Annotated in this window: 23 protein-coding genes; 6 read left to right on the top strand and 17 right to left on the bottom strand. The window is 71.8% G+C overall.

Going from position 1 to position 26353, the window contains the following annotated elements; genetic code table 11:
• Nucleotides 1-43: 43 nt before the first annotated feature.
• From ACY34M_RS04805 to ACY34M_RS04795, 3 genes are all read right to left on the bottom strand, one after another.
• Complete coding sequence (locus ACY34M_RS04805; protein WP_462718659.1) at nt 44-1507, bottom strand: glutamate synthase subunit beta; 1464 nt, start codon at nt 1505-1507, stop codon at nt 44-46.
• The gene (gltB, locus tag ACY34M_RS04800) at nt 1500-6098 is read right to left on the bottom strand and encodes a glutamate synthase large subunit (protein WP_462718658.1); all 4599 of its coding nucleotides are present in this window, start codon (nt 6096-6098) and stop codon (nt 1500-1502) included. Before gltB ends, ACY34M_RS04805 begins: the two co-directional genes overlap by 8 nt.
• 340 nt (nt 6099-6438) lie before the next feature.
• Nucleotides 6439-7170: a VIT1/CCC1 transporter family protein gene (locus ACY34M_RS04795; protein WP_462718657.1), complete on the bottom strand. Its 732-nt coding sequence runs from the start codon at nt 7168-7170 to the stop codon at nt 6439-6441.
• A 255-nt stretch (nt 7171-7425) separates the two neighbouring features.
• Between ACY34M_RS04795 and ACY34M_RS04790 the strand changes: the two genes are divergently transcribed.
• From ACY34M_RS04790 to ACY34M_RS04775, 4 genes are all read left to right on the top strand, one after another.
• Nucleotides 7426-8475, top strand: a complete 1050-nt coding sequence (locus ACY34M_RS04790) for a LacI family DNA-binding transcriptional regulator (RefSeq protein ID WP_462718656.1) — start codon at nt 7426-7428, stop codon at nt 8473-8475.
• A gap of 16 nt (nt 8476-8491) precedes the next feature.
• Nucleotides 8492-9469, top strand: a complete 978-nt coding sequence (locus ACY34M_RS04785; protein ID WP_462718655.1) for a carbohydrate ABC transporter permease — start codon at nt 8492-8494, stop codon at nt 9467-9469.
• A gap of 65 nt (nt 9470-9534) precedes the next feature.
• Nucleotides 9535-10314, top strand: a complete 780-nt coding sequence (locus tag ACY34M_RS04780; RefSeq protein WP_462718920.1) for a carbohydrate ABC transporter permease — start codon at nt 9535-9537, stop codon at nt 10312-10314.
• Entirely contained in the window at nt 10314-11633 is a 1320-nt protein-coding gene (locus tag ACY34M_RS04775; protein WP_462718654.1) for an ABC transporter substrate-binding protein, read from the top strand. Before ACY34M_RS04780 ends, ACY34M_RS04775 begins: the two co-directional genes overlap by 1 nt.
• Before the next feature lie 294 nt (nt 11634-11927).
• On the opposite strand, the gene lgt is transcribed toward ACY34M_RS04775, so the two are convergent.
• The 10 genes from lgt to ACY34M_RS04725 form a co-directional block, all read right to left on the bottom strand.
• Nucleotides 11928-12866 carry a prolipoprotein diacylglyceryl transferase gene (gene lgt, locus ACY34M_RS04770; protein WP_462718653.1) on the bottom strand — a complete coding sequence of 313 codons (939 nt, stop codon included), beginning with the start codon at nt 12864-12866 and terminating at the stop codon, nt 11928-11930.
• 73 nt (nt 12867-12939) lie between these two features.
• Nucleotides 12940-13713: a DsbA family protein gene (locus ACY34M_RS04765; protein WP_462718652.1), complete on the bottom strand. Its 774-nt coding sequence runs from the start codon at nt 13711-13713 to the stop codon at nt 12940-12942.
• 96 nt (nt 13714-13809) lie between these two features.
• Complete coding sequence (trpA, locus tag ACY34M_RS04760) at nt 13810-14625, bottom strand: tryptophan synthase subunit alpha (protein WP_462718651.1); 816 nt, start codon at nt 14623-14625, stop codon at nt 13810-13812.
• Nucleotides 14622-15908 (bottom strand): tryptophan synthase subunit beta, encoded by a 1287-nt coding sequence (gene trpB / locus ACY34M_RS04755; RefSeq protein ID WP_462718650.1) that lies wholly within the window; start codon nt 15906-15908, stop codon nt 14622-14624. The genes trpA and trpB overlap by 4 nt, the downstream gene beginning before the upstream one ends.
• A 178-nt stretch (nt 15909-16086) precedes the next feature.
• A complete protein-coding gene (trpM, locus tag ACY34M_RS04750) occupies nt 16087-16233 on the bottom strand; it encodes a tryptophan biosynthesis modulator TrpM (RefSeq protein WP_389280826.1) in 147 nt (48 codons plus the stop codon).
• 10 nt (nt 16234-16243) lie between these two features.
• Nucleotides 16244-17050 (bottom strand): indole-3-glycerol phosphate synthase TrpC, encoded by an 807-nt coding sequence (gene trpC, locus ACY34M_RS04745; RefSeq protein ID WP_462718649.1) that lies wholly within the window; start codon nt 17048-17050, stop codon nt 16244-16246.
• A 125-nt stretch (nt 17051-17175) separates the two neighbouring features.
• Nucleotides 17176-17610 carry a DUF2752 domain-containing protein gene (locus tag ACY34M_RS04740; RefSeq protein WP_462718648.1) on the bottom strand — a complete coding sequence of 145 codons (435 nt, stop codon included), beginning with the start codon at nt 17608-17610 and terminating at the stop codon, nt 17176-17178.
• A gap of 117 nt (nt 17611-17727) precedes the next feature.
• A complete protein-coding gene (locus ACY34M_RS04735; protein ID WP_462718647.1) occupies nt 17728-17979 on the bottom strand; it encodes an HGxxPAAW family protein in 252 nt (83 codons plus the stop codon).
• 96 nt (nt 17980-18075) lie between these two features.
• On the bottom strand, nt 18076-18720 hold the full coding sequence (locus ACY34M_RS04730; protein ID WP_462718646.1) for a TIGR02234 family membrane protein: 645 nt from the start codon (nt 18718-18720) through the stop codon (nt 18076-18078).
• A 71-nt stretch (nt 18721-18791) separates the two neighbouring features.
• Nucleotides 18792-20264, bottom strand: a complete 1473-nt coding sequence (locus ACY34M_RS04725) for an anthranilate synthase component I (RefSeq protein ID WP_462718645.1) — start codon at nt 20262-20264, stop codon at nt 18792-18794.
• A gap of 87 nt (nt 20265-20351) precedes the next feature.
• Between ACY34M_RS04725 and ACY34M_RS04720 the strand changes: the two genes are divergently transcribed.
• On the top strand, nt 20352-20837 hold the full coding sequence (locus ACY34M_RS04720; RefSeq protein WP_462718919.1) for a hypothetical protein: 486 nt from the start codon (nt 20352-20354) through the stop codon (nt 20835-20837).
• On the opposite strand, the gene hisI is transcribed toward ACY34M_RS04720, so the two are convergent.
• Nucleotides 20818-21195 carry a phosphoribosyl-AMP cyclohydrolase gene (hisI, locus tag ACY34M_RS04715; protein ID WP_462718644.1) on the bottom strand — a complete coding sequence of 126 codons (378 nt, stop codon included), beginning with the start codon at nt 21193-21195 and terminating at the stop codon, nt 20818-20820. The genes ACY34M_RS04720 and hisI overlap by 20 nt on opposite strands.
• Before the next feature lie 71 nt (nt 21196-21266).
• Here hisI and ACY34M_RS04710 point away from each other — a divergent pair, with 71 nt between their 5' ends.
• A complete protein-coding gene (locus ACY34M_RS04710; protein WP_462718643.1) occupies nt 21267-21902 on the top strand; it encodes a TIGR03085 family metal-binding protein in 636 nt (211 codons plus the stop codon).
• Here the strand turns inward: ACY34M_RS04710 and ACY34M_RS04705 are convergent.
• From ACY34M_RS04705 to bdeA, 3 genes are all read right to left on the bottom strand, one after another.
• Nucleotides 21874-23142, bottom strand: coding sequence for a PucR family transcriptional regulator (locus ACY34M_RS04705; RefSeq protein WP_462718642.1), 1269 nt, complete (start codon nt 23140-23142; stop codon nt 21874-21876). The genes ACY34M_RS04710 and ACY34M_RS04705 overlap by 29 nt on opposite strands.
• Before the next feature lie 100 nt (nt 23143-23242).
• Complete coding sequence (locus tag ACY34M_RS04700) at nt 23243-25228, bottom strand: LuxR C-terminal-related transcriptional regulator (protein WP_462718641.1); 1986 nt, start codon at nt 25226-25228, stop codon at nt 23243-23245.
• A 115-nt stretch (nt 25229-25343) separates the two neighbouring features.
• Nucleotides 25344-26276: a bis(hydroxyethyl) terephthalate hydrolase gene (bdeA, locus tag ACY34M_RS04695; protein WP_462718640.1), complete on the bottom strand. Its 933-nt coding sequence runs from the start codon at nt 26274-26276 to the stop codon at nt 25344-25346.
• Nucleotides 26277-26353 lie beyond the last annotated feature (77 nt).

Genomic DNA, 26353 nt, shown 5'->3' with positions numbered 1-26353 from the left:
TCTGTTCCGTACGCCGTTGTACGGGACGTCTATTGAGGGAGCGTCAGACCGCCAGCGCGCGGTCCGTCGGGCGGATCGGGGCGTGCAGGTCCGAGGCCCCGGTCAGGAAGCGGTCCACGCCGCGGGCGGCCGAGCGGCCCTCCGCGATGGCCCACACGATGAGGGACTGGCCGCGGCCCGCGTCACCGGCGACGAAGACGCCGGGGACGTTGGTCTGGAACTCGGCGTCGCGGTCGATGTTGCCGCGCGCGTCCAGCTCCAGGCCGAACTGCGAGACCAGACCGTTCTCCTGGTCCGTGCCCGTGAAGCCCATCGCGAGGGTGACCAGCTGCGCCGGGATCTTGCGCTCGGTGCCGGGCTTGTTGACGAGCTTGCCGTCGACGAACTCGACCTCGGCGAGGTGCAGCCACTGGACGTTGCCGTCCTCGTCGCCCTCGAAGTGGGTGGTGCCCGCCGAGTAGATGCGCTCGCCGCCCTCCTCGTGCGCGGAGGTGACCTTGTAGAGCATCGGGAACGTCGGCCACGGCTGGCTGGTCGTGTTCCGCTCGTCGTTCGGGCGCGGCATGATCTCCAGCTGCGTCACCGAGGCGGCGCCCTGGCGGTGGGCGGTGCCCACGCAGTCGGCGCCGGTGTCACCGCCGCCGATCACGACGACGTGCTTGCCCTCGGCGGTGATGGGCGGCTGGACGTAGTCGCCCTCCTGCACCTTGTTGGACAGGGGCAGGTACTCCATCGCGTAGTGGATGCCGTTCAGCTCACGGCCGGGGACCGGGAGGTCACGGGAGACCGTGGCACCCGCGGCGACGACGACGGCGTCGTAGCGCTTGCGCAGGCCCGCGGCGTCGATGTCGCGGCCGACCTCCACACCGGTGCGGAACTTGGTGCCCTCCGCGCGCATCTGCTCGATGCGGCGGTTGATGTGGCGCTTCTCCATCTTGAACTCGGGGATGCCGTAGCGGAGCAGGCCGCCGATGCGGTCGGCGCGCTCGTAGACGGCGACCGTGTGACCGGCCCGCGTCAGCTGCTGGGCGGCGGCCAGACCGGCCGGGCCCGAGCCGATGACGGCGACGGTCTTGCCCGACAGGCGCTCGGGGATCTGCGGGGCGACGTCGCCCGTGTCCCACGCCTTGTCGATGATCGAGACCTCGACGTTCTTGATGGTGACCGCCGGCTGGTTGATGCCGAGGACACACGCCGACTCGCAGGGAGCCGGGCAGAGGCGACCGGTGAACTCCGGGAAGTTGTTCGTCGCGTGCAGGCGCTCGGACGCCGCCGACCAGTCCTCGCGGTACGCGTAGTCGTTCCACTCGGGGATCAGGTTCCCCAGCGGGCAGCCGTTGTGACAGAACGGGATGCCGCAGTCCATGCAGCGGGAGGCCTGCTTGCTGATGATGGGCAGCAGGGAGCCCGGAACGTAGACCTCGTTCCAGTCCTTGACGCGCTCCTCGACCGGGCGGGTCTCGGCGACCTCTCGGCCATGGTTCAGAAAGCCCTTGGGATCAGCCATTGGTCGCCGCCTCCATCATCTTCTCGGTGATCTCGGTCTCGGAGAGACCGTCTCGCTCGGCGGCGTCCTTGGCGGCGAGCACTGCCTTGTACGTGCTGGGGATGATCTTCGTGAACCGGGCCAGCGAGCCGTCCCAGTCGGCGAGGAGCTTCTCGGCCACCGTCGAGCCGGTCTCCTCCTGGTGGCGGCGCACGACGTCGTGCAGCCACTGCTTGTCGGTGTCGTCGAGGGGCTCGACGGCCGACTTGTTGCCGGCGTTCAGGTTGTCCGGGTCCATGTCGATGACGTACGCGATGCCGCCCGACATGCCGGCCGCGAAGTTGCGGCCCGTCTCGCCGAGGATCACCGCGTGGCCGCCGGTCATGTACTCGCAGCCGTGGTCGCCCACGCCCTCCGAGACGACCGTGGCACCGGAGTTGCGGACGCAGAAGCGCTCGCCGGTGCGGCCGCGCAGGAACAGCTCGCCGCCCGTCGCGCCGTACGCGATGGTGTTGCCGGCGATCGTCGAGTACTCGGCGAGGTGGTCGGCGCCGCGGTCCGGGCGGACGACGACGCGGCCGCCCGAGAGGCCCTTGCCGACGTAGTCGTTGGCGTCGCCCTCCAGGCGCAGCGTCACACCGCGCGGCACGAAGGCGCCGAACGACTGGCCCGCGGAGCCCGTGAAGGTGATGTCGATGGTGTCGTCGGGCAGGCCCGCGCCACCGAACTTCTTCGTCACCTCGTGGCCGAGCATGGTGCCGACCGTGCGGTTGATGTTGCGGATGGCGACCTGGGCACGCACCGGCTGGGCGTCCGTCTGGTCGTCCGCGGCCAGCGCGTCGGCGGCGAGCTTGATCAGCTCGTTGTCGAGCGCCTTCTCCAGGCCGTGGTCCTGGTCGATCAGCCGGTGACGGACGGCGCCCTCGGGCAGGTCCGGCACGTGGAAGAGCGGCTCCAGGTCGAGGCCCTGCGCCTTCCAGTGGTTCACGGCCCGCTCGGTGTCGAGGAGTTCGGCGTGGCCGACGGCCTCCTCGATGGAGCGGAAGCCCAGCTCGGCGAGGAGCTCGCGGACCTCTTCGGCGATGAACTGGAAGAAGTTGACGACGTACTCGGCCTTGCCGGAGAACCGCTCGCGCAGCGTCGGGTTCTGCGTGGCGATGCCGACCGGGCAGGTGTCGAGGTGGCAGACGCGCATCATGACGCAGCCGGAGACGACGAGCGGCGCGGTCGCGAAACCGAACTCCTCGGCGCCGAGCAGCGCGGCGATCAGCACGTCACGGCCGGTCTTCAGCTGGCCGTCGGTCTGCACGACGATGCGGTCGCGCAGGCCGTTGAGCAGCAGCGTCTGCTGGGTCTCGGCGAGGCCGAGCTCCCAGGGACCACCGGCGTGCTTCAGCGACGTGAGCGGGGACGCGCCCGTGCCGCCGTCGTGGCCGGAGATCAGGACGACGTCCGCGTGCGCCTTGGACACACCGGCCGCGACCGTACCCACGCCGACCTCGGAGACCAGCTTCACGTGGATGCGGGCCTGCGGGTTGGCGTTCTTGAGGTCGTGGATCAGCTGAGCCAGGTCCTCGATGGAGTAGATGTCGTGGTGCGGCGGCGGGGAGATGAGGCCCACGCCCGGCGTCGAGTGACGCGTCTTGGCGACCCACGGGTAGACCTTGTGGCCGGGCAGCTGGCCGCCCTCGCCGGGCTTGGCGCCCTGGGCCATCTTGATCTGGATGTCGTCGGAGTTGACGAGGTACTCGCTGGTCACGCCGAAGCGGCCGGAGGCCACCTGCTTGATCGACGAGCGGCGCGCCGGGTCGTACAGGCGCTCCGGGTCCTCGCCGCCCTCACCGGTGTTGGACTTGCCGCCCAGCTGGTTCATGGCGATGGCGAGGGTCTCGTGGGCCTCGCGCGAGATGGAGCCGTACGACATGGCGCCGGTCGAGAAGCGCTTGACGATCTCGGAGGCCGGCTCGACCTCGTCGATGGAGATCGGCTCGCGGCCCTCGGACTTGAAGTTGAACAGGCCGCGCAGCGTCATCAGTCGCTCGGACTGCTCGTTCACGCGGTCCGTGTACTTCTTGAAGATGTCGTAGCGGCGCGAGCGGGTCGCGTGCTGGAGGCGGAAGACCGTCTCCGGGTCGAACAGGTGCGGCTCGCCCTCGCGGCGCCACTGGTACTCGCCGCCGATGTCGAGCGCGCGGTGCGCGGGCGCGATGCCGGAGGCGGGGTACGCCTTGGCGTGCCGGGCGGCGACCTCCTCGGCGATGACGCCGAGGTCGGCGCCGCCGATCTTGGTGGTGGTGCCGTTGAAGTACTTCTCGACGAAGTCCTCGTCCAGGCCGACGGCCTCGAAGACCTGGGCGCCGCGGTAGGAGGCGACGGTCGAGATGCCCATCTTGGACATGACCTTGAGGACGCCCTTGCCGAGCGCGTAGATCAGGTTCCGGATCGCGTCCTCGGCCTCGATGTCGCTGAGGAACGTCCCGGCGCGGACCAGGTCCTCGACGGACTCCATGGCGAGGTACGGGTTGACGGCCGCGGCACCGAAGCCGATCAGCAGCGCGACGTGGTGGACCTCGCGCACGTCACCGGCCTCGACGAGGAGGCCCACCTGGGTGCGCTTCTTCGTACGGATGAGGTGGTGGTGGACGGCCGCGGTGAGCAGCAGCGAGGGGATCGGCGCGTGCTCGGCGTCCGAGTGCCGGTCGGAGAGCACGATCAGGCGGGCGCCGGCCTCGAGGGCGGCGTCGGCCTCGGCGCAGATCTCGTCGATCCGGGCGGCGAGCGAGTCGCCGCCGCCGTGCACCCGGTACAGGCCGGACAGGGTGACGGCCTTCATGCCGGGCATGTCGCCGTCGGCGTTGATGTGGATGAGCTTGGCGAGCTCGTCGTTGTCGATCACCGGGAAGGGCAGGGTGACCGCGCGGCACGTGGCGGCCGTCGGCTCCAGCAGGTTGCTGCCGGGGCCCAGCGGGGAGCGCAGCGAGGTGACGAGCTCCTCGCGGATGGCGTCAAGGGGCGGGTTGGTGACCTGCGCGAACAGCTGCGTGAAGTAGTCGAAGAGCAGCCGCGGGCGGGCGGAGAGCGCCGCGATCGGGGTGTCGGTGCCCATCGAGCCGATCGGCTCGGCGCCGGCCTTGGCCATCGGCGCGACGAGGATGCGGAGCTCTTCCTCGGTGTAGCCGAAGGTCTGCTGGCGGCGCGTGACGGAGGCGTGCGTGTGCACGATGTGCTCGCGCTCGGGGAGGTCGGAGAGCTCGATCTCGCCGGCCTCGAGCCACTCCTCGTAGGGGTGCTCGGAGGCGAGAGCGGTCTTGATCTCCTCGTCCTCGATGATGCGGTGCTCGGCGGTGTCCACGAGGAACATGCGGCCGGGCTGCAGGCGGCCCTTCTTGACGACCTTGGCCGGGTCGATGTCGAGGACGCCGACCTCGGAGCCGAGGACGACGAGGCCGTCGTCGGTGACCCAGTAGCGGCCGGGGCGCAGACCGTTGCGGTCGAGAACGGCGCCGACCTGGGTGCCGTCGGTGAAGGTGACGCAGGCCGGGCCGTCCCAGGGCTCCATGAGGTTGGAGTGGTACTGGTAGAAGGCGCGCCGGGCCGGGTCCATGGAGGCGTGGTTCTCCCAGGCCTCCGGGATCATCATCAGGACGCTGTGCGGCAGCGAACGGCCGCCGAGGTGCAGCAGCTCCAGGACCTCGTCGAAGGAGGCGGAGTCGGAGGCGTCCGGCGTACAGACCGGGAAGATCCGCTCCAGCTTGTCCGAACCGCCGAACAGGTCGGAGGCGAGCTGGGACTCGCGGGCGCGCATCCAGTTGCGGTTGCCCTTGACGGTGTTGATCTCACCGTTGTGCGCGACGAAGCGGTACGGGTGCGCGAGCGGCCACGACGGGAACGTGTTCGTGGAGAAGCGCGAGTGGACGAGCGCGATGGCCGAGGCGAAGCGGCGGTCGGACAGGTCCGGGAAGAAGGGCTCCAGCTGGCCGGTGGTCAGCATGCCCTTGTAGACGATCGTGCGCGCGGAGAGCGACGGGAAGTACACGTCGGCCTCGCGCTCGGCGCGCTTGCGCAGCACGAACGCCTTGCGGTCGAGCGCGATGTCCTTGCTGGCGCCGTCCGCGACGAAGAGCTGGCGGAACGCCGGCATCGTCGAGCGGGCGGTGGAGCCGAGCAGCTGGGGGGCGACCGGGACCTCGCGCCAGCCGAGGACGTTCAGGCCCTCTTCGGCGGCGATCGTCTCGATCTGCGAGACGAAGTCCTCGGTGCCCTCCTCGGGCAGGAAGGCGATACCGACGGCGTACGCACCGGCCTCGGGGAGGTCGAAGTCGACCACCTCGCGCAGGAAGGCGTCCGGAACCTGGGACAGGATGCCCGCGCCGTCGCCCGAGTCGGGCTCGGAGCCGGTGGCACCGCGGTGCTCCAGGTTTCGCAGAACGGTCAGCGCCTGCTCGACCAGCGTGTGGCTCGCCTCGCCGGTGAGGGTGGCCACGAAGCCGACACCACAGGCGTCGTGCTCGTTGCGCGGGTCGTACATGCCCTGGGCTGCAGGGCGAGCATCCATGTGCGCCCAAGCGTGAGCGCTGTTGGAATGCTGGGACGGCTGGCGCGAGGTACGCATCGGCTCTCCCGTCGTCGTCGTGGCAAGGAACGTGCCGAGGGACGACGTTGGCCCTCTGCGGAGAAGTGCAGCTCAAAAAATTTCGTGCAGATTACATGATGGGTCGGTTCTCGGGAACCGGATACTGCGTTCCAACATGCGGACACCGCGGGTGGCGGCGGGAGAGGCCTCGCCGGGCAGATCGATGACCGAGGGCCGGGGTGGTGCCGGGGTGCGCCGCGGGCCTCATTGCCCCCAGCGCTTACGGCTCATGCCCCGTGGTCAAGTAATCGAAACCGCGCGGTAACGACTACTTATGCAAGGCGCTGTATAGGCATCTTCAGGCCACGACAGCGACCCGTCAACCAGCAAAAGTGCCGAAGACCGTCCCCAGGAGATACGTCACACCCGCCGCGGCGCCACCGAGAGCCAGCTGGCGCAGCCCGCTGAACCACCAGGAACGCGCGGTCACCTTGGCCACGACGGCCCCGCACGCGAAGAGCCCGAGGAGCGCGAGCAGCACGGCGGGCCACAGCGCGCTCGCGCCGAGCAGATAGGGCAGCACCGGGATCAGGGCGCCGAGCGCGAACGAGCCGAAGGACGAGACGGCGGCGACCATCGGCGAGGGCAGATCGCCGGGGTCGATGCCCAGCTCCTCGCGGGCGTGGATCTCCAGGGCCTGCTCGGGGTCGCGCGAGAGCTGCTTGGCCACCTCGTGCGCGAGCTTCGGCTCGACGCCGCGGGAGACGTACAGCTCGGCGAGCTCCTTCTCCTCGTCGGCCGGGTGCTTGCGCAACTCGCGGCGCTCGACGTCGAGTTCGGCCTCGACCAGCTCGCGCTGGGAGGCGACGGAGGTGTACTCGCCGGCGGCCATGGAGAACGCTCCGGCGGCGAGGCCCGACAGGCCGGTGATGATGATCGTCTGCTGCGACACGGCGCCGCCCGCGACACCGGCCATGAGCGCGAAGTTGGAGACGAGTCCGTCCATCGCCCCGAAGACCGCGGGGCGCAGCCACCCACCGTTGACATCACGGTGGGTGTGGTTGTCCCGGTGGGCGTCGTGCAGGGGCGCCCCGGTCTCGATGATGGTCATGCTCGCGAACTCCACTCCCCTGGATGTCTGCTTTACACATCCGAAAGTACGCGCGGAAAAATGCCGCCGCCAGCAAGGAAGGCCGTACTTACCTGCGGTTTTGCACCCTGCGCAACGCGCTGACCTCTGCCTTCCCGAACCACCCTGTGACGTGGATCACATAATATGCGCGTTGACCAGGAGGGGATCGGGCCGCACCATCCGTAAACGTTCCCTGGAACGGAAAACGTTTACAGCGAAGGGGGCGGGCGCGCGGTGCCGAGGGCCACGACGCGGGCGACGGCTGCGACCGGTGGCGGTCAGCCGACGGTCATCTCCATCGCCGAGCGCGCGGGCGTCTCCATCGCGTCCGTCTCCCGTGTGCTGAACGGGATCGGCGCCCGCCCCGCGACCGTCGAGAAGGTCGAGCGCGCCGCCGCCGAACTCGGCTACGTGCCGAACGCGGTGGCCCGCTCCCTCAAGGACGGCCGCACCCGCCAGCTCACCTTCGCGGTGCCCGACATCGGCGACCCGGTGTACGTGGCGATGGTCCGCGCCATCCAGTCCGTCGCGAAGGCCGCCGGGTACCGCCTCCTCCTGCACTCCACGGACGCCGACGCCGAGGACGAGCTCGCCGTCCTGCGCAGCCTCGGCGACCGCACCAGCGACGGCCTGATCCTGTGCCCCATCCGCATCACGGACGCCCATGTCGAGGCCCTGCGCACGGCGGCGGGCCCGGTCGTCGTCATCGGTTCGCTGCCCGACGGAAGTCCGGTGGACAGCGTGCGCGCCGACTCCGTCGGGGGCGTCGCGCTCGCCGTGCGCCATCTGTACGAGACGGGCCGGCGCCGCATCGCCTTCGTCAACGGTCCGGCCGGCACGGTCCCCGGCCGCGAGCGCGGCGAGGGCTTCCGCACCGCGCTCGCGGAACTCGGCCTCGTATACGCCCCGCACCTCGTCGTGCACACGGGCTTCGGCATCGAGTCGGGGGCCGTCGCCGCCGAGGCCCTTCTCGACCAGAAGCCCGACGCGGTCCTCGGCGCCAACGACCAGCTGGCGCTCGGCGCGGCCCGCGCCCTGCACGCCCGGGGCCTGCGGATACCGGAGGACGTCGCCGTCGCGGGCATGGACGACAGCGAGCTCGCGCAGGTCGGCTGGCCGCCGCTGACCAGCGTCGACCTGGGCTCCACCGAGCGCGGGCGGCGCGCCGCCGAACTGCTGCTGCACCGCCTGGACACCCCCGCCTCCCCCACTCCCCGCTCCACCACCGCCCCTCCCCGACTCGTCGTCCGCGCCTCCACGGGCCGGGCGGCGTCCGACCGTTGAGACACCGAGGATTCCTATGAGTCTCACCGCGCCCAGGGACAGCGCCGTCCCCGGCAGCCGCGGCACACCACCACCCCGTACGCCAGGTCAGCGCAAGCGAGCGCTCGGCCTGGACCGGGGCGCGTGGTTCCTGCTGATGCCCGCGCTGATCCCGATCCTGATCCTCAGCGTGGTCCCCCTCCTGTACGGGCTCTCGCTCGCGTTCACCGACGCGCAGGCGGGGCGGACCTCACCCACCCGGTTCATCGGCCCGGACAACTTCCTCGACCTGCGGCACGACTCGCTGTTCTGGGACTCGTTCCGGATCGGCCTGGTGTGGGCGGTGTCCGTGACGGCGCTGCAGTTCGCAGCCGCGCTCGGCCTCGCGCTGCTGCTCAACCAGAACCTGCGTTTCCGCTGGCTGGCCCGCACCCTCGCGCTCGTCCCGTGGGCGATGCCGGAGGTCGTCGTCGGCATCATGTGGCGGCTCGTCTACCACTCGGACGCGGGCGTCCTGAACAAGACGCTGGCCCAGCTCGGCCTGATCCAGGAGAACGTCGACTGGCTGGCGGACCTGTCGTACGCGCTTCCCGCCGTGATCGTGGTGGGCGTGTGGGCGGGCATGCCGCAGACGACGGTGGTGCTCCTCGCCGGACTGCAGAACGTGCCGGTCGAACTGCGGGAGGCCGCGCAGCTGGACGGCGCGGGCCTGTGGCGCCGCTTCACGGCCGTGACCTGGCCGGCCCTGAAGCCGGTGGTCGTCGCCATCACGGCGCTCAACTTCATCTGGAACTTCAACTCGTTCGGCCTGGTCTACGTGCTGACCCAGGGCGGACCCGGCGGACAGACCCGGCTCCCGATGCTGTTCGCGTACGAAGAGGCCTTCAAGTACGGGCAGTTCGGGTACGCCGCCGCGATGGGCCTGGCGATGGTCGCGGTGATCGCGGTGCTGCTGACGCTGTTCCTCCGCAAGAAGCTCAAGGAAGACGTGGAAGACGGGGTGGCGGCGGCGTGAGCGCGAGTACGACACTCCCCCGGGTCGCGGGCCGCGCAGGGCAGTACGTGGCGCTGCTCTGCTACATGGTCTTCCTGGCCTTCCCGTTCCTCTGGCTGCTCTCGACGTCGTTCAAGTCCCCGCAGGAGCTGGGCGCGATCGACCCGAGCTGGCTGCCGAAGCATCCGGGCCTGGACAACTACCGCTCCGCGTTCGACGCACAGCCACTGCTCCGCTCGGCGCTCAACAGCCTCGTCGTCGCGGTCAGCGCCTCCGTGGTCTCGGTGGCGATCGCGGTCCCGGCCTCGTACGTCATGGTCCGCTACCGGACCCGCGTCAGTCAGGCGGGCACGGGCTGGATCCTGGTCAGCCAGATGTTCCCGTTCGTGCTGATCATCATCCCGCTGTTCCTGGTCCTGAAGAACCTGCGGATGATCGACAGCATCCTCGGCCTGATCGTCGTCTACGTCGTCTGGAACCTGCCCTTCTCGCTCTGGATGCTCCAGGGCTACGTGAAGTCGGTGCCGCGCTCCCTGGAGGAGGCCGCGGCGGTCGACGGCGCGGGGCGCCTGCGCACGCTGACGAGCGTGGTGCTTCCGCTGCTCGCGCCCGGTCTCGTCGCCACGCTGATGTTCAGCTTCGTGACCGCCTGGAACGAGTTCTTCTTCGCCCTCGTCCTCCTCAAGTCCCCGGAGAACCAGACGATGTCGGTCATCCTCACCCGCTTCCTCGGCGCCGAGGGCGTCGCGGACCTCGGCCCGCTCGCCGCGGCCTCGGTCCTCGCCACCATCCCCAGCCTCGTCTTCTTCGCGCTGCTCCAGCGGCGGCTCGTGGGCGGCATGCTCAGCGGGGCGGTGAAGGGCTGATGCGCGTACGCAGGCTCACCGCGGCGGCCGCGGCCGCCCTCGCCCTCACCCTGGTGGCGGGCTGCTCCGGATCCGGCTCGGACGCGGAGTCGGCGGACGGCACGGTCACCCTCGAATTCCTCAGCCTCGCCTGGCAGAAGGAGTCGATCGAGGCGAACAAGGCGCTGGTGAAGCGGTGGAACGACACCCACGCCAAGGTCAAGGTCGAGTACGTCCAGGGCGTCTGGGACAGCATCCACGACCAGATGCTCACCTCCTTCGAGGGCGGCAAGGCGCCGGACATCTTCCACGACGACGCCTCGGACCTCACCGACTTCGGGCACGGCGGCTACCTCGCCGACCTGAGCCCCTACCTGCCGAGGTCGCTGCGCGCGGACATCCCGAAGGCGTCCTGGGCCACGACGACGTACGGGAAGAAGATCTACGGCATCCCGTTCCTCCAGGAGCCGCGCGTGCTCGTCGTGAACGCGAAGCTCCTGAAGCGGTCCGGGCTCCGCACACCGACCGTCGAACACCCGTGGACCTGGGCCGAGTTCGAGAGCGCGAGCAAGAAGCTGACGCGGGACGAGAACCGTGACGGCAGGCCCGAGCGGTACGGCGTCGCCTGGTCGATGAAGGAACCGGTCACCCAGTCCGTGAACCTCGCCCGGTCCACCGGCGGCAAGGTCTTCTACAAGGACGCGGACGGCAAGAACGAGATCCGCTACGACGCCGCCGACTCGGCCACCGCACAGCTGATCAACCGGCAGGTCAACACGGCCCACACCGCGCCCAAGTCGGCGCTCGGCATGGCCGGTTCGGACACGCTGCCCGGATTCTTCGCGGGCAGGTACGCGATGCTGCCGCTCAACTTCTCGTTCCGCCAGCAGGTCCGGCAGCAGGCCCCCAAGGGCTTCGACTGGACCGTCCTGCCCATGCCGGAGGGCGCGGGCGGGATCGAGCAGGGCGTCGCCCCGCAGACCCTGTCCGTCGCACAGGACAGCAGGCACAAGAAGGCGGCGACCGCATTCATCGCCTACCTCACGCAGGCCGACCACCAGGTGGAACTCGCACGCGGCGACTGGCTGTTGCCGACCAGCCGCAAGGCCCTCAAGGACCCGTCCCTGACCACCCGGAAGTACGGCTGGAGGACGGGCTCCGACATGGCCGCGGCGCTGCGCCCGTCCCCCGTGCTCGGGGTGCGGGGCTACGCCGAATGGAAGGACAAGATCGCCACTCCGGCCTTCCAGGAGTACTACAACGGCGCGTTCGGAGTAACAGAGCTGCGCAGACGCCTGGCAGACGACGGCAATCTGATCCTGAACCGCTATCAGCGCTGAACCCGACACAGGAACCGCCCCTCGCGGCGGCGCGCCAGGCCGCCGCGACCCGGACGGCACGCAGCTGTCGATGGAACGGGCGGTCCGCAAGGCCGTCGATCCACCCCCGACAGCTCCCGGTGATCGAGGAGGCGTTCCGTCCGACGGCGGCGGAGGTGGCGGCGGCGGCGGCGCGGGAGATCGTCCGTGCGGCGGCCACGGAGGCGGCCGTACGCAGAACGCTGAGGCTGGCCCAATGAAGAGGACGCCGAACCCAACGGTCCGGCGCCCTCGGTGACGTACAGCGGAAGACCGTCAGGTCTTCTTCACCTTGGCCTCGTCCTTGGCTTCGTTCTTGGCGTCGTCCTTGGCCTCGTTCTTCGAGAGGTCGACGTCGTCCTCGACGTCACCGTCCCCCTCGGCGGCCGCATCGTCGGAGGCACCCGGCTCGACGACCTCTTCGCGCCCCGGCCGCTTCTTCGACGACACCACCATGTAGATCACGGCGAGCAGGAAGACACCGAGCGCCGTCCAGCAGTTGAGGCGCAGGCCGAGAATGTGGTGCGCGTCGTCCACGCGCATGTACTCGATCCAGAACCGGCCCACGCAGTACGAGGCGACGTACAGCGCGAAGGCCCGCCCGTGCCCGAGCTTGAACTTCCGGTCGGCCCAGATGACGAGCAGTGCGACGCCGATGCACCACAGCGACTCGTACAGGAACGTCGGGTGGTAGGTGCCCGGTACCCGCCCGTCCGTGTCCGAGGTGATCTTGAGGGCCCACGGCACGTCGGTGGCCCGGCCGTACAGCTCCTGGTTGAACCAGTTGCCCCAGCGGCCGACCGCCTGGGCGAGGGCGATACCGGGCGCGATCGCGTCGGCGTAGGCCGGGAGCGGGATGCCGCGGCGGCGGGCACCGATCCAGGCGCCGACCGCGCCGAGCGCGATGGCGCCCCAGATGCCGAGGCCGCCCTCCCAGACCTTGAAGGCGTCCACCCAGTCCCGGCCCTCGCTGAAGTACAGCTCGTAGTCCGTGATCACGTGGTAGAGACGCCCGCCGACGAGGCCGAAGGGCACCGCCCAGACAGCGATGTCGGCGACCGTGCCGGGCCGGCCGCCGCGGGCGATCCAGCGCCTGTTGCCGAGCCAGACGGCCAGGAAGACGCCGATGATGATGCAGAACGCGTAGCCGCGCAGCGGAATGGGTCCGAGGTAGACCACTCCGCGCTCAGGGCTGGGGATGAAGGCAAGTTCCATGGCAGGGTCGACGCTACCGTGCCGGGCCGCGGACACGGCGGGCAGCCCGGCAACGGCTGCGTAACAGCTCCGACTACTTGTTCGCGGCCTCGACCATCTTCTTGAACTTGGCCGGGGTCAGGCTGTTGTCGCTCAGAATGTCCTTGCCGTTGAGCCGGACCGTGGGGGTGCCGTTGAACTTGGCGTCCTGGAACGCCTTGTACGACTTGTTCACCCAGCTGTCGTGCGTCCCCTTGTTCACACACGACTTGAACGTGCCGGTGTCGAGGCCGTCGACCTTGCCCGCGAGCTCGATCAGCTTGTCGTTGTTCGCGAAGGCGTCGTCGGTCTCCTCCGGCTGGTTCTCGTACAGCACGTCGTGGTAGTCGCGGAACTTCCCGGCGGTCTGCGAGCACGCCGCCGCGTTGGCCGCGCGGAGCGAGCCAGTGCCCTGCATGTTCCCGTCGATCAGCGTGACGAGGTGGTACTGGACCCGCAACTCACCGGCGTCGGCCAGCTCGTGGATCGTCGAGCGGTAGGTGTCCTCGAAGGTCTTGCAGGCGGGGCAGCGGAAGTCCTCCCAGATCTCCAGGGTCGACTTCGCACCGGCCTTGCCGACGGGGATCGCCAGGTCGTCCTTGCCGTCGGCGCCCTTCGGCGCGACCACCGGGCCCGCCTTCTCCTTGCCGCTGTCGTCCCCCGAATTCGCGGCGACCACCCCGATCACCGCGGCCAGGGCCAGCACACAGACGACGGCGCCGCCCACGATCAACGTCCTGCGCCGCTTCTCGGCGGTCTTCTGCTTCTGGCGCTCGGCGGCAAGGCGTTCGCGGGCCGCGCGCTTTCCCTCTCGGTTCTTCTCGCTCACACCAGCGCCAACGAACCGGGAAGGCACGAGCGTGCCTCCCCGGTCCGGTTTCCATCCGTATGGGTGACGTAACCCTCTGTTACTGCGGAGGGGTTGCTACGCCTTGTCCCGTACGCCGGCGGCGAGTTCACCGGCGAGGGCGCGCACCGCTTCGAGTCCGGCCTTCTCGTCCGGGGCGTCCAGCATCCGCTTCACGAACGCCGAGCCGACGATGACGCCGTCGGCGAAGCCCGCGACCTCCCTGGCCTGCGTCGCGTTGGAGACGCCGAGGCCCACGCAGACGGGAAGCCCGGTCGTGGCCTTGGTGCGCTCGACGAGTTCCTTGGCCTGGTTGCCGACGGACTCGCGGGTGCCGGTGACGCCCATCAGGGACGCCGCGTACACGAAGCCCGAACCGGCCGCCGTGATCGTGGCCAGGCGCTCGTCCTTGCTGCTGGGCGCGACGACGAAGACGGTCGCGAGACCGTGCTTGTCCGCGTTCTCCCGCCACACCGCCGACTCCTGCACCGGCAGGTCGGGCAGGATGCAGCCCGCGCCGCCCGCCTCGGCCAGCTCGGCGGTGAACCGCTCGATGCCGTAGCGGTCGATGGGGTTCCAGTACGTCATGACGAGGACCGGCTTGCCGGTGGCCTCGTGCGCCTCGCGCACGGTGCGCATGACGTCCTTGATCTTCAGTCCGCCGCGCAGCGCGATGTCGTCGGCGGTCTGGATGACCGGTCCGTCGAGCACCGGGTCGGAGTGCGGCAGGCCCACCTCGACGACGTCGGCGCCGCCGTCGAAGGCGGCCTTGACCGCCTCGATGCCGCCGTCGACGGTCGGGAATCCGGCGGGCAGGTAGGCGATGAGGGCGGAGCGGCCCTCGGCCCTGGCTGCGGCGAGGGTGTCGTTCAACAGCTGGATGTTCCCGCTCACTTGGCGTCTCCCTCGATCTCGGCCACCTCGGCGTCGGCGTTCGCGTCCACGGCACCGTCCGTGCCGTACAGGCCGAAGTAGCGCGCGGCCGTGTCCATGTCCTTGTCGCCGCGCCCGGACAGGTTGACGATGATCAGCCCGTCCTTGCCCAGCTCCTTGCCGACGTCGAGGGCGCCCGCGAGGGCGTGCGCCGACTCGATGGCCGGGATGATGCCCTCGGTCTGCGACAGCAGGCGCAGCGCCTGCATCGCGGCGTCGTCCGTGACCGCGCGGTACTCGCCACGCCCCGAGTCCTTGAGGTAGGCATGCTCGGGGCCGATGCCGGGGTAGTCCAGGCCCGCCGAGATCGAGTACGGCTCGGTGATCTGGCCCTCCTCGTCCTGGAGGACGTAGGAGCGGGAGCCGTGCAGGATGCCGGGCTCGCCCGCGCTGAGCGTCGCCGCGTGCTCGCCGGTCTCGATGCCGTGTCCGGCCGGCTCGCAGCCGATCAGGCGGACGTCGGCGTCCGGGATGAACGCGTGGAACAGGCCGATGGCGTTGGAGCCGCCGCCGACGCAGGCGACCGCGGCGTCCGGGAGGCGGCCCGCGCGCTCCAGGATCTGGCGGCGCGCCTCGACGCCGATGACCCGGTGGAAGTCGCGGACCATGGCCGGGAAGGGGTGCGGTCCTGCGACCGTGCCGAACAGGTAGTGCGTGTTGTCGACGTTGGCGACCCAGTCGCGGAACGCCTCGTTGATGGCGTCCTTGAGGGTGCGGGAGCCGGACTTCACGGCCTCGACCTCGGCGCCGAGCATCCGCATCCGGGCCACGTTCAGGGCCTGGCGCTCGGTGTCGATCTCGCCCATGTAGATCTTGCACTCGAGGCCGAGCAGCGCGCAGGCGGTGGCCGTCGCGACGCCGTGCTGGCCTGCGCCGGTCTCGGCGATGACGCGGGTCTTGCCCATCCGCTTGGTGAGCAGGGCCTGGCCGAGCACGTTGTTGATCTTGTGCGAGCCGGTGTGGTTCAGGTCCTCGCGCTTGAGGAAGACGCGGGCGCCACCGGCGTGCTCGGCGAACCGGGGCACCTCGGTGAGGGCCGACGGGCGGCCGGTGTAGTTGACGAGGAGGTCGTCGAGCTCGGCGGCGAAGGCCGGGTCGTTCTTGGCCTTGTCGTACTCGACGGCGACCTCGTCCACGGCGGCGACGAGGGCCTCCGGGATGAACTTGCCGCCGAACGCGCCGAAGTAGCCCTCGGCGCTGGGGATCTGCCCCTCGGGGTCGGGAATGAAGTACTCGCTGGGCATGCGTAACCCTCACGGTGAGTTGGGTGCTGACTGGTCGCCGTGGGGGGCGTGGGTGACTGCGCAGCACGTTCCCGCGCCCCTTGCTGGGGCCAAGGTACGTACTGGGTCGCGGACGTCGGCGCTTGCTCGCTCGCGCCCGCGCGGCGGTGACCGCCGGTGTCAGGTAGGACCCGCGCCCCTAAAGGGCGCCTCGCCATCGCATGCCGTTGATCTGGCCGGGCTCCGCGCCGATGTGGTACCTGACCCGCCTGCCGCGCACACGGCGCGCCGGTGCCCGGCAGCCGCGGGGGCGGCAACCGGGTGCGAGGCGGGAGGCAATCGGCATGGCGGTGAGCTTACCGTCCGTGCCGCAGCGCCGGGTGGGCGCCGGCCGCGACGAGGTCGGCGACGGCGGACTTCGGGTCGCGGCCGGTCACCAGGGACTCGCCGACGAGGACGGCGTCCGCGCCCGCGTTGGCGTACGCGATCAGGTCGTGCGGGCCGCGCACGCCGGACTCGGCGACCTTGACGATGTGGTCCGGGATGTCCGGGGCGACGCGCTCGAAGGTGCCGCGGTCGACCGAGAGGTCCTTGAGGTTGCGGGTGTTGATGCCGATGACCTTGGCCCCGGCGTCGATGGCCCGCTCCACCTCGTCCTCGTCGTGCGCCTCGACGAGCGGCGTGAGGCCGATGGAGACGGCGCGCTCGATGAGGGACTCCAGGGCGGGCTGCTCCAGGGCCGCGACGATCAGCAGCGCGAGGTCGGCGCCGTACGCGCGGGCCTCCCACAGCTGGTACGACGTGACGATGAAGTCCTTGCGCAGGACCGGGATGTCGACCTTGGCGCGGACGGCCTCCAGGTCGGCGAGCGAACCGCCGAACCGGCGCTGCTCGGTGAGCACGGAGATGACGGCGGCGCCGCCCGCCTCGTAGTCGGCGGCGAGGGCGGCAGGGTCGGCGATCGCGGCGAGCGCGCCCTTGGAGGGGCTGGACCGCTTGACCTCGCAGATCACCTTGACGCCGTCGCCCTTGAGCGCGGCGACCCCGTCCTTGGCCGGGCGAGCCTTCGCCGCGCGCTCCTTGAGCTCGTCGAGGCTGACGCTGGCCTGCCGCTCCGCAAGGTCGGCACGGACTCCGTCGATGATCTCGTCGAGCACACTCACGCGAGCGGACTCCTTTCCGGGCATCCCCTGGGTGTTCATCTGGTCCTTGTGAATGGTATCCGCCGATGGGCGAAGGTCCCGCATCCGGTTGACGTTGGTCCCACTACCTGGACAAACGCAGTTGATCAAGGGCTTAGGAAGCCACCGAAGGGCAGGTTCCGGACAACGGTGAAGGCGAGTACGACGCCGCCGAGCACCCACAGCTGCACGCGGCCGAGCGCGAAGGGCGTGGGCCTGCCGCGGGCGGCCCGCACCGCCCACACCGTCCACACCACGGCGAACAGCGCGTAGCCGACGACGGCGAGGGCGTTGGCGCCGAGCGCGCCCGTGAGGTCGCCGCGCACGACGGCGTGGGCGCTGCGCAGTCCGCCGCAGCCGGGGCAGTAGGCGCCGGTGAGCTGGAGGAAGGGGCAGGTCGGGTAGTGGCCGGGCTCGTTCGGGTCGACGGCGCCCACGTAGCCGAAGGCGAGGGCGACGCCGCCGAGCACGCCGAGCGGGACGGCGAGCCGGCGCAGGGCGCCGGGGCGGGCGGGGGCGGTGTCGGTCGTCTCCACGGTCACGCGTGAATTCTGCCTCTCCGGGGCACGGACCGCTCCCCGGAGAACGCGAAAGGGGTGGTGCGGCCCATCGGCCGCACCACCCCTTTCGCGGGTGCTGCTTCGCACGTACGAGGGGGACTAGGCCTCCGAGCCCGCGGGCTGCGCGGCGCCCGTGGCCTTGAGCTGCAGCTCGGCACGGCGCGGCTTGCCCATGCCGGCCAGGTGCATCGCACCGCCGACGATCGCGGCGATCGCGAGCAGGGCCATGCCGGCCCAGAAACCGGCGACGCTGCCCATCACCATGAAGGCGCCCGCGACACAGAAACCGATGAAGGCGATGATGACACCGGTCCAGGCGGCCGGGGTGTGTCCGTGGCTGCTGTCCGCCATGGCTTGCTCCTCGTTGCTTATGGCCTATGCGTACGTATGGACGTACGACGTTCCTATCTATTGTCCCGCACCCGAATGGCGGAGTTGAACGCGGGGTCAGGCCCCGGTCGGGTCCTCGCCGCGGTCGAGGGCCTTCCACAGCTCCTCGGGGCGGTCCGGGTCGACGGCCTTGCGGCGGGTCTTCGGGGCGCCGGAGCGCTCGTAGCGGCCGCCCATCGACGGCCAGGCCGCGCCGTACACCACGGCGAGGATCCCGGCGATCAGGATGAGGGCGCCGCCCGCGGCCGAGACGTACGGCCAGGCGGTGTTGCTGAGCGCGTGGATGGTGGCGGAGGCGTCACCGGCGGCCTGCGCCGCCTTCTCGTCGAGCGCGGCGCTGTCACCCGCGCCGAGCACGGCGGCGGCGACGGCGCCCGCGCCGCTGAGCGCGAGCAGGAGGGCCACCAGGACGCGGCCGACCTTGCGGACCGCGAACACGGCGACGAGCGCGGCGAGCCCGACGATGGCGAGGGCCGCGGGGACGCCCGTGACGTCGCTGCCCCTGGCGGTCAGCGGCAGTTCACCGCCCGCCACGGAGGCGACGCCCGAACACCACTCCTGCCGGGAGGCGAGCAGGGCGACCGCGGCTCCCGCGGCCCCGCAGAGCAGGGCGACGGCGAGGCTGCGCCGGCCGTTCTTCGACGGAGCGGCCGACTCGGCGGAATCGGTACGGGGGTGCGGTACAGCAGTCACGTACTCCACTATCGCCTGTCTGTACGGGTTTACGTGAGCCGGGGCCGGGAGTCGTGCGTCACGTCACAGGGCGTTCTGTCTCACATCCGGTTCGCGGTGTGCACGGCGCGCAGCACGGCCGCCGCCTTGTTGCGGCACTCGGTGTCCTCGGCGACCGGGTCGGAGTCGGCGACGACGCCCGCGCCCGCCTGCACGTACGCGGTGCCCCCGCGCAGCAGCGCGGTGCGGATGGCGATGGCGGTGTCGGAGTCGCCCGCGAAGTCGAGGTAGCCGACGCAGCCGCCGTAGACGCCGCGCCGGGACGGTTCAAGCTCGTCGATGATCTGCAGCGCGCGCGGCTTGGGGGCGCCGGAGAGGGTGCCGGCCGGGAAGCAGGAGGTGAGCACGTCGAAGGCGGTGCGGCCCTCGGCGACCTGACCGGTGACGGTCGAGACGATGTGCATGACGTGCGAGTACTTCTCGATGGACATGAAGTCGACGACCTCGACGGAGCCGGGCTCGCAGACGCGGCCCAGGTCGTTGCGCCCGAGGTCGACGAGCATCAGGTGCTCGGCCCGCTCCTTGGGGTCGCCGAGCAGTTCCTCGGCGAGGTCGTGGTCCTCCTGCGGCGTCGCGCCGCGCGGCCGGGTCCCGGCGATCGGGTGCACCATGGCGCGCCCGTCCTCGACCTTGACGAGGGCCTCGGGCGAGGAGCCGACGACGTCGAATCCGTCGAAGCGGAACAGGTACATGTACGGGGACGGGTTCGTGGCCCGCAGCACCCGGTAGACGTCGAGGGCGCTCGCCGTGCACGCGGTCTCGAACCGCTGCGAGGGCACGACCTGGAACGCCTCGCCCGCGCGGATGCGCTCCTTGATGTCCTCGACGGCCTCCTGGTACTGCTCGCCGCCCCACAGCGCCGTGAACTCGGGGAGCTCGGACGGCGGCAGCGCGACCGGGGCGGTCTCGGCCGGCTTCGCGAGGTCGGCCTCCATGGCGTCGAGGCGGGCGACGGCGTCGGCGTACGCCTCGTCGACGCCGGTCTCCAGGTCGTTGTGGTTGATCGCGTTGGCGATCAGCAGCACGGAGCCGTCCCAGTGGTCGAGGACGGCCAGGTCGCTGGTGAGCAGCATCGTCAGCTCGGGCAGCTTCAGGTCGTCGCGCTCGCCGGGGCCGACCTTCTCCAGGCGGCGCACGATGTCGTAGCCGAGGTAGCCGACCATGCCGCCGGTGAACGGGGGCAGTCCCTCGTAGCGCGGGGTGTGCAGCGTCTGCACGGTGGCGCGCAGCGCGGCGAGCGGGTCGCCGTCGACGGGCACGCCGACGGGCGGCGTGCCCAGCCAGTGGGCCTGCCCGTCGCGCTCGGTCAGCGTGCCCGCCGAGCGCACGCCGACGAACGAATAGCGGGACCAGGAGCGGCCGTTCTCCGCGGACTCCAGGAGGAACGTGCCGGGCCGCTCGGCGGCGAGCTTGCGGTACAGACCGACGGGCGTGTCACCGTCCGCGAGGAGCTTGCGGCTGACGGGGATCACTCGGCGGTCGGTCGCGAGCTTGCGGAAGGTCTCGAGGTCCATGGCAGGAGCCTACTTCTGTCGGGGGGACGCCCCGCGCGCCTGGTCGAGGGGTGGACGGCGTGCCACTAGAAGGGAGCGGTGACGAAGATGAACCTCTGCAAGAACTCAAGGGCCGCGGGCGTGCTGTCCGCTCTCGCGCTCGCCGCCGTCGCCGTGACCGGGGCGACCGGCGCCGCTCCCGTCCCCGGCGACTGGTCCGCGCCCGCTCCGGGCGAGGTCGAGGCGCGGGTGCGGGCGGCGGGCCTGGAGATGCTGGACTCCGAGAAGCTGACCATGCACATCCACCCCCACCTCACCGTGTACGCGGGCGGCCGCCAGGTGACCGTCCCCGCCGACATCGGCATCGACCGCTCCGGCCCGAAGCCCCGCTACAGCCCGCTGCACACCCACGACACCAGCGGCACCGTGCACGTGGAGTCGGCCGAGTGGCGGGACTTCACGCTCGGCCAGCTGCTCACGGAGTGGGGCGTGCGCCCGCAGTGCGCGGCCGAGGTCGACGGGTCACCGGTGGCCGGCGACCCTGCCGGGATCGTCTTCCGGGACGGTCAGCAGATCACCCTGCGCTGCCGCTGACCGGCAGCTCGTCGCGGTCGAAGCAGGTACGGGCGCCGGTGTGGCAGGCGGCGCCCACCTGGTCGACCTTGACGAGCACGGTGTCCGCGTCGCAGTCGAGGGCGACCGACTTCACGTGCTGGAAGTGGCCGGAGGTGTCGCCCTTGACCCAGTACTCCTGGCGGCTGCGCGACCAGTACGTGCAGCGGCCTGTGGTCAGGGTGCGGTGCAGCGCCTCGTCGTCCATCCAGCCGAGCATGAGCACCTCGCCGGTGTCGTACTGCTGGGCGATGGCGGGCACCAGGCCGTCGGCGCCGCGCTTGAGGCGGGCGGCGACGGCCGGGTCGAGGTTGCTGCTGGGCACGGGAGCGCTGGTCATACGGACCATTGTGCCGCGCCGTGTCGACCGTCCACTGTCCGGTGCGGCGCGGCCGGTCGTAGGCTGACGTCATGTCGACCCATGCCAAGCGTGAACGGCTTCTGCTCGCCGATCTGTTGGAGGCGTCGGGCCCCGACGCCCCCACTCTGTGTGAGGGGTGGAACACCCGGGACCTCGCGGCGCACGTCGTGGTGCGCGAGCGCCGCCCCGACGCCGCGGGCGGCCTCCTCGTCAAACAGCTCGCGTCGCGCCTGGAGCGGGTGCAGGCGGAGTTCGCGGAGAAGCCGTACGAGGAGCTGATCCAGCTGATCCGTACCGGCCCGCCGCGGTTCTCCCCGTTCTCCCTCAAGCAGATCGACGAGGCGTCGAACGCGATCGAGTTCTACATCCACACCGAGGACGTGCGCCGGGCGCAGCCCGACTGGACGCCGCGGGAGCTGGACCCCGTCTTCGCCGACGCGCTGTGGTCGCGCCTGGAGCGGATGGCGCGGGTGATGGGCCGCAAGGCGCCCGTCGGCCTGGTGCTGCGCCGCCCCGACGGCCAGACGGCGGTGGCGCACCGCGGCGCCCCCGTGGTCACGGTCACGGGCGAGCCCTCGGAGCTGGTGATGTTCGCGTTCGGCCGGCAGGAGGCGGCGGACGTGGAGATGGAGGGCGAGAAGTCGGCGGTCGAGCGGCTCACGGAGACGAAGGAGCTGGGCCTCTAGCCGGTCCGTTCCCGGCGATCCGGTGGGCGTGCAGCGCCAGGCCCAGTTCGACGAGGTCGGCGGGCCGGGCGAGGCTGCGCCCGGTGAGCTGTTCGCAGCGGCGCAGCCGGTTCAGGACCGTGTTGCGGTGGCAGTAGAGGCGGGCGGCGGCGCGCTGCGCGGAGCCGTCGCAGTCCAGCCAGGCCGTGAGGGTGTCGAGCAGCAGGGTCCGGTCGGCCGGGGGCAGGGCGAGCAGCGGGCCGAGCGCCCGCTCGGCGAGGATCCGGCCGAGCGCGGGCGCGGCGGCGACGAGCGCGGCGGGCAACTGCTCGTCGAGGAGTACGGTGCCGCCGCCCGCGGGGCAGACGCGCAGCGCGGTCTCGGCGAGCCGCCGGGCGCCACCGACGGCGGCGAGCCCTTCGACGGCGGGGCTGACCCCGACGCGCAGCCCGGCCCGACGGCCGGTGAACTCCCTCAGCTCTACTGCGAGTTGTTCCGCACCGCCGTCCCCGAGGCGGACGATGGCGCGCTCGGTCCCGGCGGCGGTGTGCCACACGGCGCGCACTCCTCGCGGCAGAACGGGCCGCGGGGCGCCACGGTCGCCGCCGACCGCGGTCAGCACCGCGTACCGGCCGTGTTCGGGCAGGTCGAGCGCGGTCGCGGCGTCGGGCAGGTCGGCGACGCGGATCGCGCCGTCGAGGAGCGCGGCGGCCATCAGGCGGCGCCGGTTCTCGCGCCGCCAGGTCAGCTCCCGCTCGGCGCGGCGGTAGGCGTCGGCGACGACGGTGCAGTGCTCGTCGACGAAGTTCCACACGTCGACGGCGAGGTGGACCAGCAGATGCGCGTCCTCGGGGTGCCGCAGGGACACCTCGTCGACGAGCGCCTGCCAGATCAGGGCGCCGCCGAGGCGGAAGGCGTGCGACACGGCGTCGAGCGGGAAGCCGCGGGCCGCGCGCTCGGCGCCGATCCGGGCGGAGCAGGCGCGGGCGGCGTCGCGGTTGCGCGCGGGATCGAGCAGCGAGGCGACGCTGTGCCGCAGCGAGCGCCGGATCTCCTCGCGCACATCGCCGGGGTCGGCCTCGACGGCGGCGCGGTAGGCGGGCTCGCACGCGCACAGCTCGTCCGTCAACCGGTCGGCGAGCGTAGGCAGTTGACCGAGGAGCGGTCGTGCGGCACGCCGCAGCACGGCGACCGCGTCCGCGCCGGCGGGAGCGGCGCCGGTCCGGGTGTGGGGTCGGGGGCGTACGAGATGCGCGGGCATGACGGTCCTCCACGGCTCGGCGTGCGGGTCCGCAGAATGACATACCGTCCGGTCGGTCTCCAGCCCTTGGGGTGAATGCGCAGGTGGAGTGCGGGTTCGGTCAGGGGCGGCCCACCGTCTCCGCGTGGTCCACCAGGCGGGCCAGTTCCAGCCGGGAGCGGATGCCGAGCTGGGCGAAGACGTTGCGCAGATGGTGGTCGACCGTGCGCGGACTCACCGAGAGGCGGCGGGCGACCTCGCGGTTGGTGTCCCCCTGCGCGACGCGGCGCGCGATGCGCAGTTGCTGCGGCGTCAGCTCGGCAAGGCGGCCCGGCGGCGCCCCGTCGTCCGGCGCCTCGCCCGTGGCACGCAGCTCGGCGGCCGCCTGCCCGGCCCAGACCGTGGCGCCGCACCGTTCGAAGGCGACCAGCGCGTCCCGCAGCAGCGTCCGGGCGCGGGCCGGTCTGCGGGTGCGGCGCAGCCACTTGCCGTAGAGGGCGAGGGTGCGGGCCCGCTCGAAGTCGCCGCCCGCCCGCTCGTGCCGGGCCAGCGCCTCGTCGAAGCGGGACTCGGCCGTGGCGGGATCGCTCCAGGCCAGCAGTGCCCGGCAGCGGGCGAGTTGGGCCGGGGCGAGCCGGTCGTGGCCGCGTTCGACCCACACCGTGAACTGGTCGAGGGCGGGCTGCGTCCCGCCCGTCTCCCCCGCGAGGACGGCCGCCTCCACCAGGCACGGCACGGCGAGCATCCGCACGCCGAAGTGGCCGCGCCGGGGCCCCGGGCCGACGAGCGGGCCGAGCCGGGCGGCGGCCCGCGCCGCGTCGCCGCGCGCCAGGTCGGCGCGGGCCAGGGCCCATTGGGCGAGCGTCGCGGCCTGGGCGAGGCCGTGCCGGTCGGCGACGTGCTGCGCGGCGGCGGCGTGCCGGGCGACGGCGTCGACGTCACGGTCGAGCGAGGCGACGAGGGCGAGGATCGCGTGCTGATGGGCGAGGACGTTGCGCTGCCCCGCGGCGAGCGCGGCCCGCACCCCCTCCTCGGCGTGGGCGCGGGCGCGGACGTGCCGGCCGGAGCGCAGTTCCCCGTAGGCGAGCAGTTCGAGGGCGCGCGGCAGTTCGGCGCCCGCGTCCCGGTCCCGCGCGGCGGCGAGGGCCCGGCTGCCGAGGCGGCAGGCCACGTCGACGTCCCCGGCGACGAGGGCGGCGGCCCCGGCCCGCAGCAGCGCGGCCGGTTCGTACTCCCCGGCGGAGCGCTCCACCACCCGCCGCAGCGCGACCCGCCCGGCTCCGGCCCCCTCCCCCAGGGACGCGGCCATGCCGAGCCGGTAGTCGAGCTCCGCGTCCACCGGACGCCCCCGCCCACCGGCCCCCGCGCACCCGGCCGTCCCCGCCACCGCGGCCGCCTCCCGGTACCCGTCGGTGTCGCCCAGCGCCCAGGACGCCTCCGCCGCCCCGAGGCGGGCTTCGAGGGAGGCGGGCCCGGCGCACAGACGGGCCGCGAGCAGCAGGGACTCGCGGGCGTCCGCCACCGGGCCGTCGCGCAGCGCGAGGAGGCCGCGGACGAGGGCGGCGCGGCCCCGCACGGCGTCCCCCGCCGCCCCGTCGCCGACGTGGGCCAGGAGTTCGCGGGCGCGGTGCGGGCGGCCCGCGAGGCGCGCGTGAGCGGCCGCCGCGACCAGCCGCTCGGCGCGTTCGGCCGGGTCGTCGGCGAGCCGCGCCGCGTGGGCGAGAGCCGTGGCCCGCTCGCCGTGCGGCGCGCCCTCCTGCGCGGCCAGCCGGGCGCCGAGCGCCGCGTCCGGGTAGGGCGCGCCGAGCAGCCGGTGCAGCAGCCCCGCCGACCGCTGCCGCTCCCCCGTGGCGGCGGCGGCCAGCAGTCGGTGCGCGGCCCTGCGCCGCTCCGGGGCCACCGCCTCGTACACCTTGCGCCGTCCCGCGAGCCGCAGCCGTCCGTCGGGGCCGCGCCGCAGCCCCGCCCGCTCGGCCGCGTCCAGGGCGTCGGCGCCGAGCCCGGCAGCGGCGGCGGCCCGCAGCACGAGCCCCGCGTCGACGCCGGGCCCCTCGGGGTCGGCCTCGTACGCGGCAGCGGCAAGCAACAGGACGGTTCTTCCGCTCATCCGTCGCACGCTAGGGGTGAACCGCCCCACGCGAAGCGCCGGTTGGGCAGGAACCCAACCGGCGCGCCCGGACACTGTTCCCGCGCACAAAACCTGCGCGCGGGACGTCACGGCGTCAGGAGGTGTGGGGGCAGTTGCCCCGGTACTCCGCGATCGTCAGGCTCGAACTCGGCAGCGGGCAGAGGAACTGCTCGTACCGGGTGTCGTTGTCGATGAACCGCTTCAGCCACGAAATGCTGTACTTGGCGATCGTGGTGTTGGACGTGTTCGGCGTGAAGTGCGTGGCGCCCCGCAGCTCCAGGTACGCCTTGTCCAGCGAGCTCGGCAGGCTCTGGTAGAAGGGCTCGGAGTGCGTGGCGACCGGGGCGATGGTGTCGCCGTCGGCGCCCACCACGAGGGTCGGGGTCTTGAGCTCCGGCCAGGTCTTGTCGAGGTTCCAGCCGGTCAGCGGGATCGCCGCCTGGAGGGACGGCCGGCTCTTGGCGGCTTCGAGGGTGCCGCCGCCGCCCATCGAGTGGCCCATGACGCCGAGCCGGCTCGTGTCGATGCGGCTGCGCACGGAGCTGTTCTGCGTCAAGTAGTCGAGCGCGGACAGGAGTTGCCTGCCCCGGCTGTCGGGCTGGTCGAGCGTGGTGTTGGTGTCGATGGTGAAGACGACGAAGCCCTGTGAGGCGAGGCGCGGGCCCAGCCAGGCGATCGACGACTGGTACGCCGTGTAACCCGGCGAGATCGCGACCGCGCCGAACGTGCCGTCCGCCGTGGACGTCGGGTAGTAGATGGTGCCGCCGCCGAAGCCGCTCACGCTCAGCGAGGAGACGGTGGTCTGCGAGACGGCGTAGGAGCCGCGCGAGGCCTCGATGCTGGAGACGGTGGGCGCGGGGCCGCGCTCGTAGGGGTTGTCGGCGGCGTGGGCGGTCAGGGACTGCTGACCGACGAGACCGCCGACGGCCAGCAGGGCGGCAAGTCCCGCACGCACGAGTCGGGTTCGGACCTTGCTCGCGGCTCGCCTGGCGTGCACGGGGGGAGCCGCACTTCTGTGCTGCTGCACGATGACGCGTTCCTCTCGGGGAGGGCGGCGCCCGTCCCGGGAGCGCCGCCGTGGTCACTGACAGCGACCACGGTGGC

Source organism: Streptomyces sp. EDA2-14, assembly GCF_054963755.1.
Note: the sequence above shows the minus strand (reverse complement) of the source record. Positions and strands in the feature narration are given on the sequence as shown.

What these genes read in the sequence shown, in the direction of transcription:
- ACY34M_RS04805 (WP_462718659.1), bottom strand. Translation starts at nt 1,507, where the DNA reads ATGGCTGATCCCAAGGGCTTTCTGAACCATGGCCGAGAGGTCGCCGAG.
- gltB (WP_462718658.1), bottom strand. Translation starts at nt 6,098, where the DNA reads ATGCGTACCTCGCGCCAGCCGTCCCAGCATTCCAACAGCGCTCACGCT.
- ACY34M_RS04795 (WP_462718657.1), bottom strand. Translation starts at nt 7,170, where the DNA reads ATGACCATCATCGAGACCGGGGCGCCCCTGCACGACGCCCACCGGGAC.
- ACY34M_RS04785 (WP_462718655.1), top strand. Translation starts at nt 8,492, where the DNA reads ATGAGTCTCACCGCGCCCAGGGACAGCGCCGTCCCCGGCAGCCGCGGC.
- ACY34M_RS04780 (WP_462718920.1), top strand. Translation starts at nt 9,535, where the DNA reads ATGGTCTTCCTGGCCTTCCCGTTCCTCTGGCTGCTCTCGACGTCGTTC.
- ACY34M_RS04775 (WP_462718654.1), top strand. Translation starts at nt 10,314, where the DNA reads ATGCGCGTACGCAGGCTCACCGCGGCGGCCGCGGCCGCCCTCGCCCTC.
- lgt (WP_462718653.1), bottom strand. Translation starts at nt 12,866, where the DNA reads ATGGAACTTGCCTTCATCCCCAGCCCTGAGCGCGGAGTGGTCTACCTC.
- trpB (WP_462718650.1), bottom strand. Translation starts at nt 15,908, where the DNA reads ATGCCCAGCGAGTACTTCATTCCCGACCCCGAGGGGCAGATCCCCAGC.
- trpM (WP_389280826.1), bottom strand. Translation starts at nt 16,233, where the DNA reads ATGCCGATTGCCTCCCGCCTCGCACCCGGTTGCCGCCCCCGCGGCTGC.
- ACY34M_RS04735 (WP_462718647.1), bottom strand. Translation starts at nt 17,979, where the DNA reads ATGGCGGACAGCAGCCACGGACACACCCCGGCCGCCTGGACCGGTGTC.
- ACY34M_RS04725 (WP_462718645.1), bottom strand. Translation starts at nt 20,264, where the DNA reads ATGGACCTCGAGACCTTCCGCAAGCTCGCGACCGACCGCCGAGTGATC.
- ACY34M_RS04720 (WP_462718919.1), top strand. Translation starts at nt 20,352, where the DNA reads ATGAACCTCTGCAAGAACTCAAGGGCCGCGGGCGTGCTGTCCGCTCTC.
- hisI (WP_462718644.1), bottom strand. Translation starts at nt 21,195, where the DNA reads ATGACCAGCGCTCCCGTGCCCAGCAGCAACCTCGACCCGGCCGTCGCC.
- ACY34M_RS04710 (WP_462718643.1), top strand. Translation starts at nt 21,267, where the DNA reads ATGTCGACCCATGCCAAGCGTGAACGGCTTCTGCTCGCCGATCTGTTG.
- ACY34M_RS04705 (WP_462718642.1), bottom strand. Translation starts at nt 23,142, where the DNA reads ATGCCCGCGCATCTCGTACGCCCCCGACCCCACACCCGGACCGGCGCC.
- ACY34M_RS04700 (WP_462718641.1), bottom strand. Translation starts at nt 25,228, where the DNA reads ATGAGCGGAAGAACCGTCCTGTTGCTTGCCGCTGCCGCGTACGAGGCC.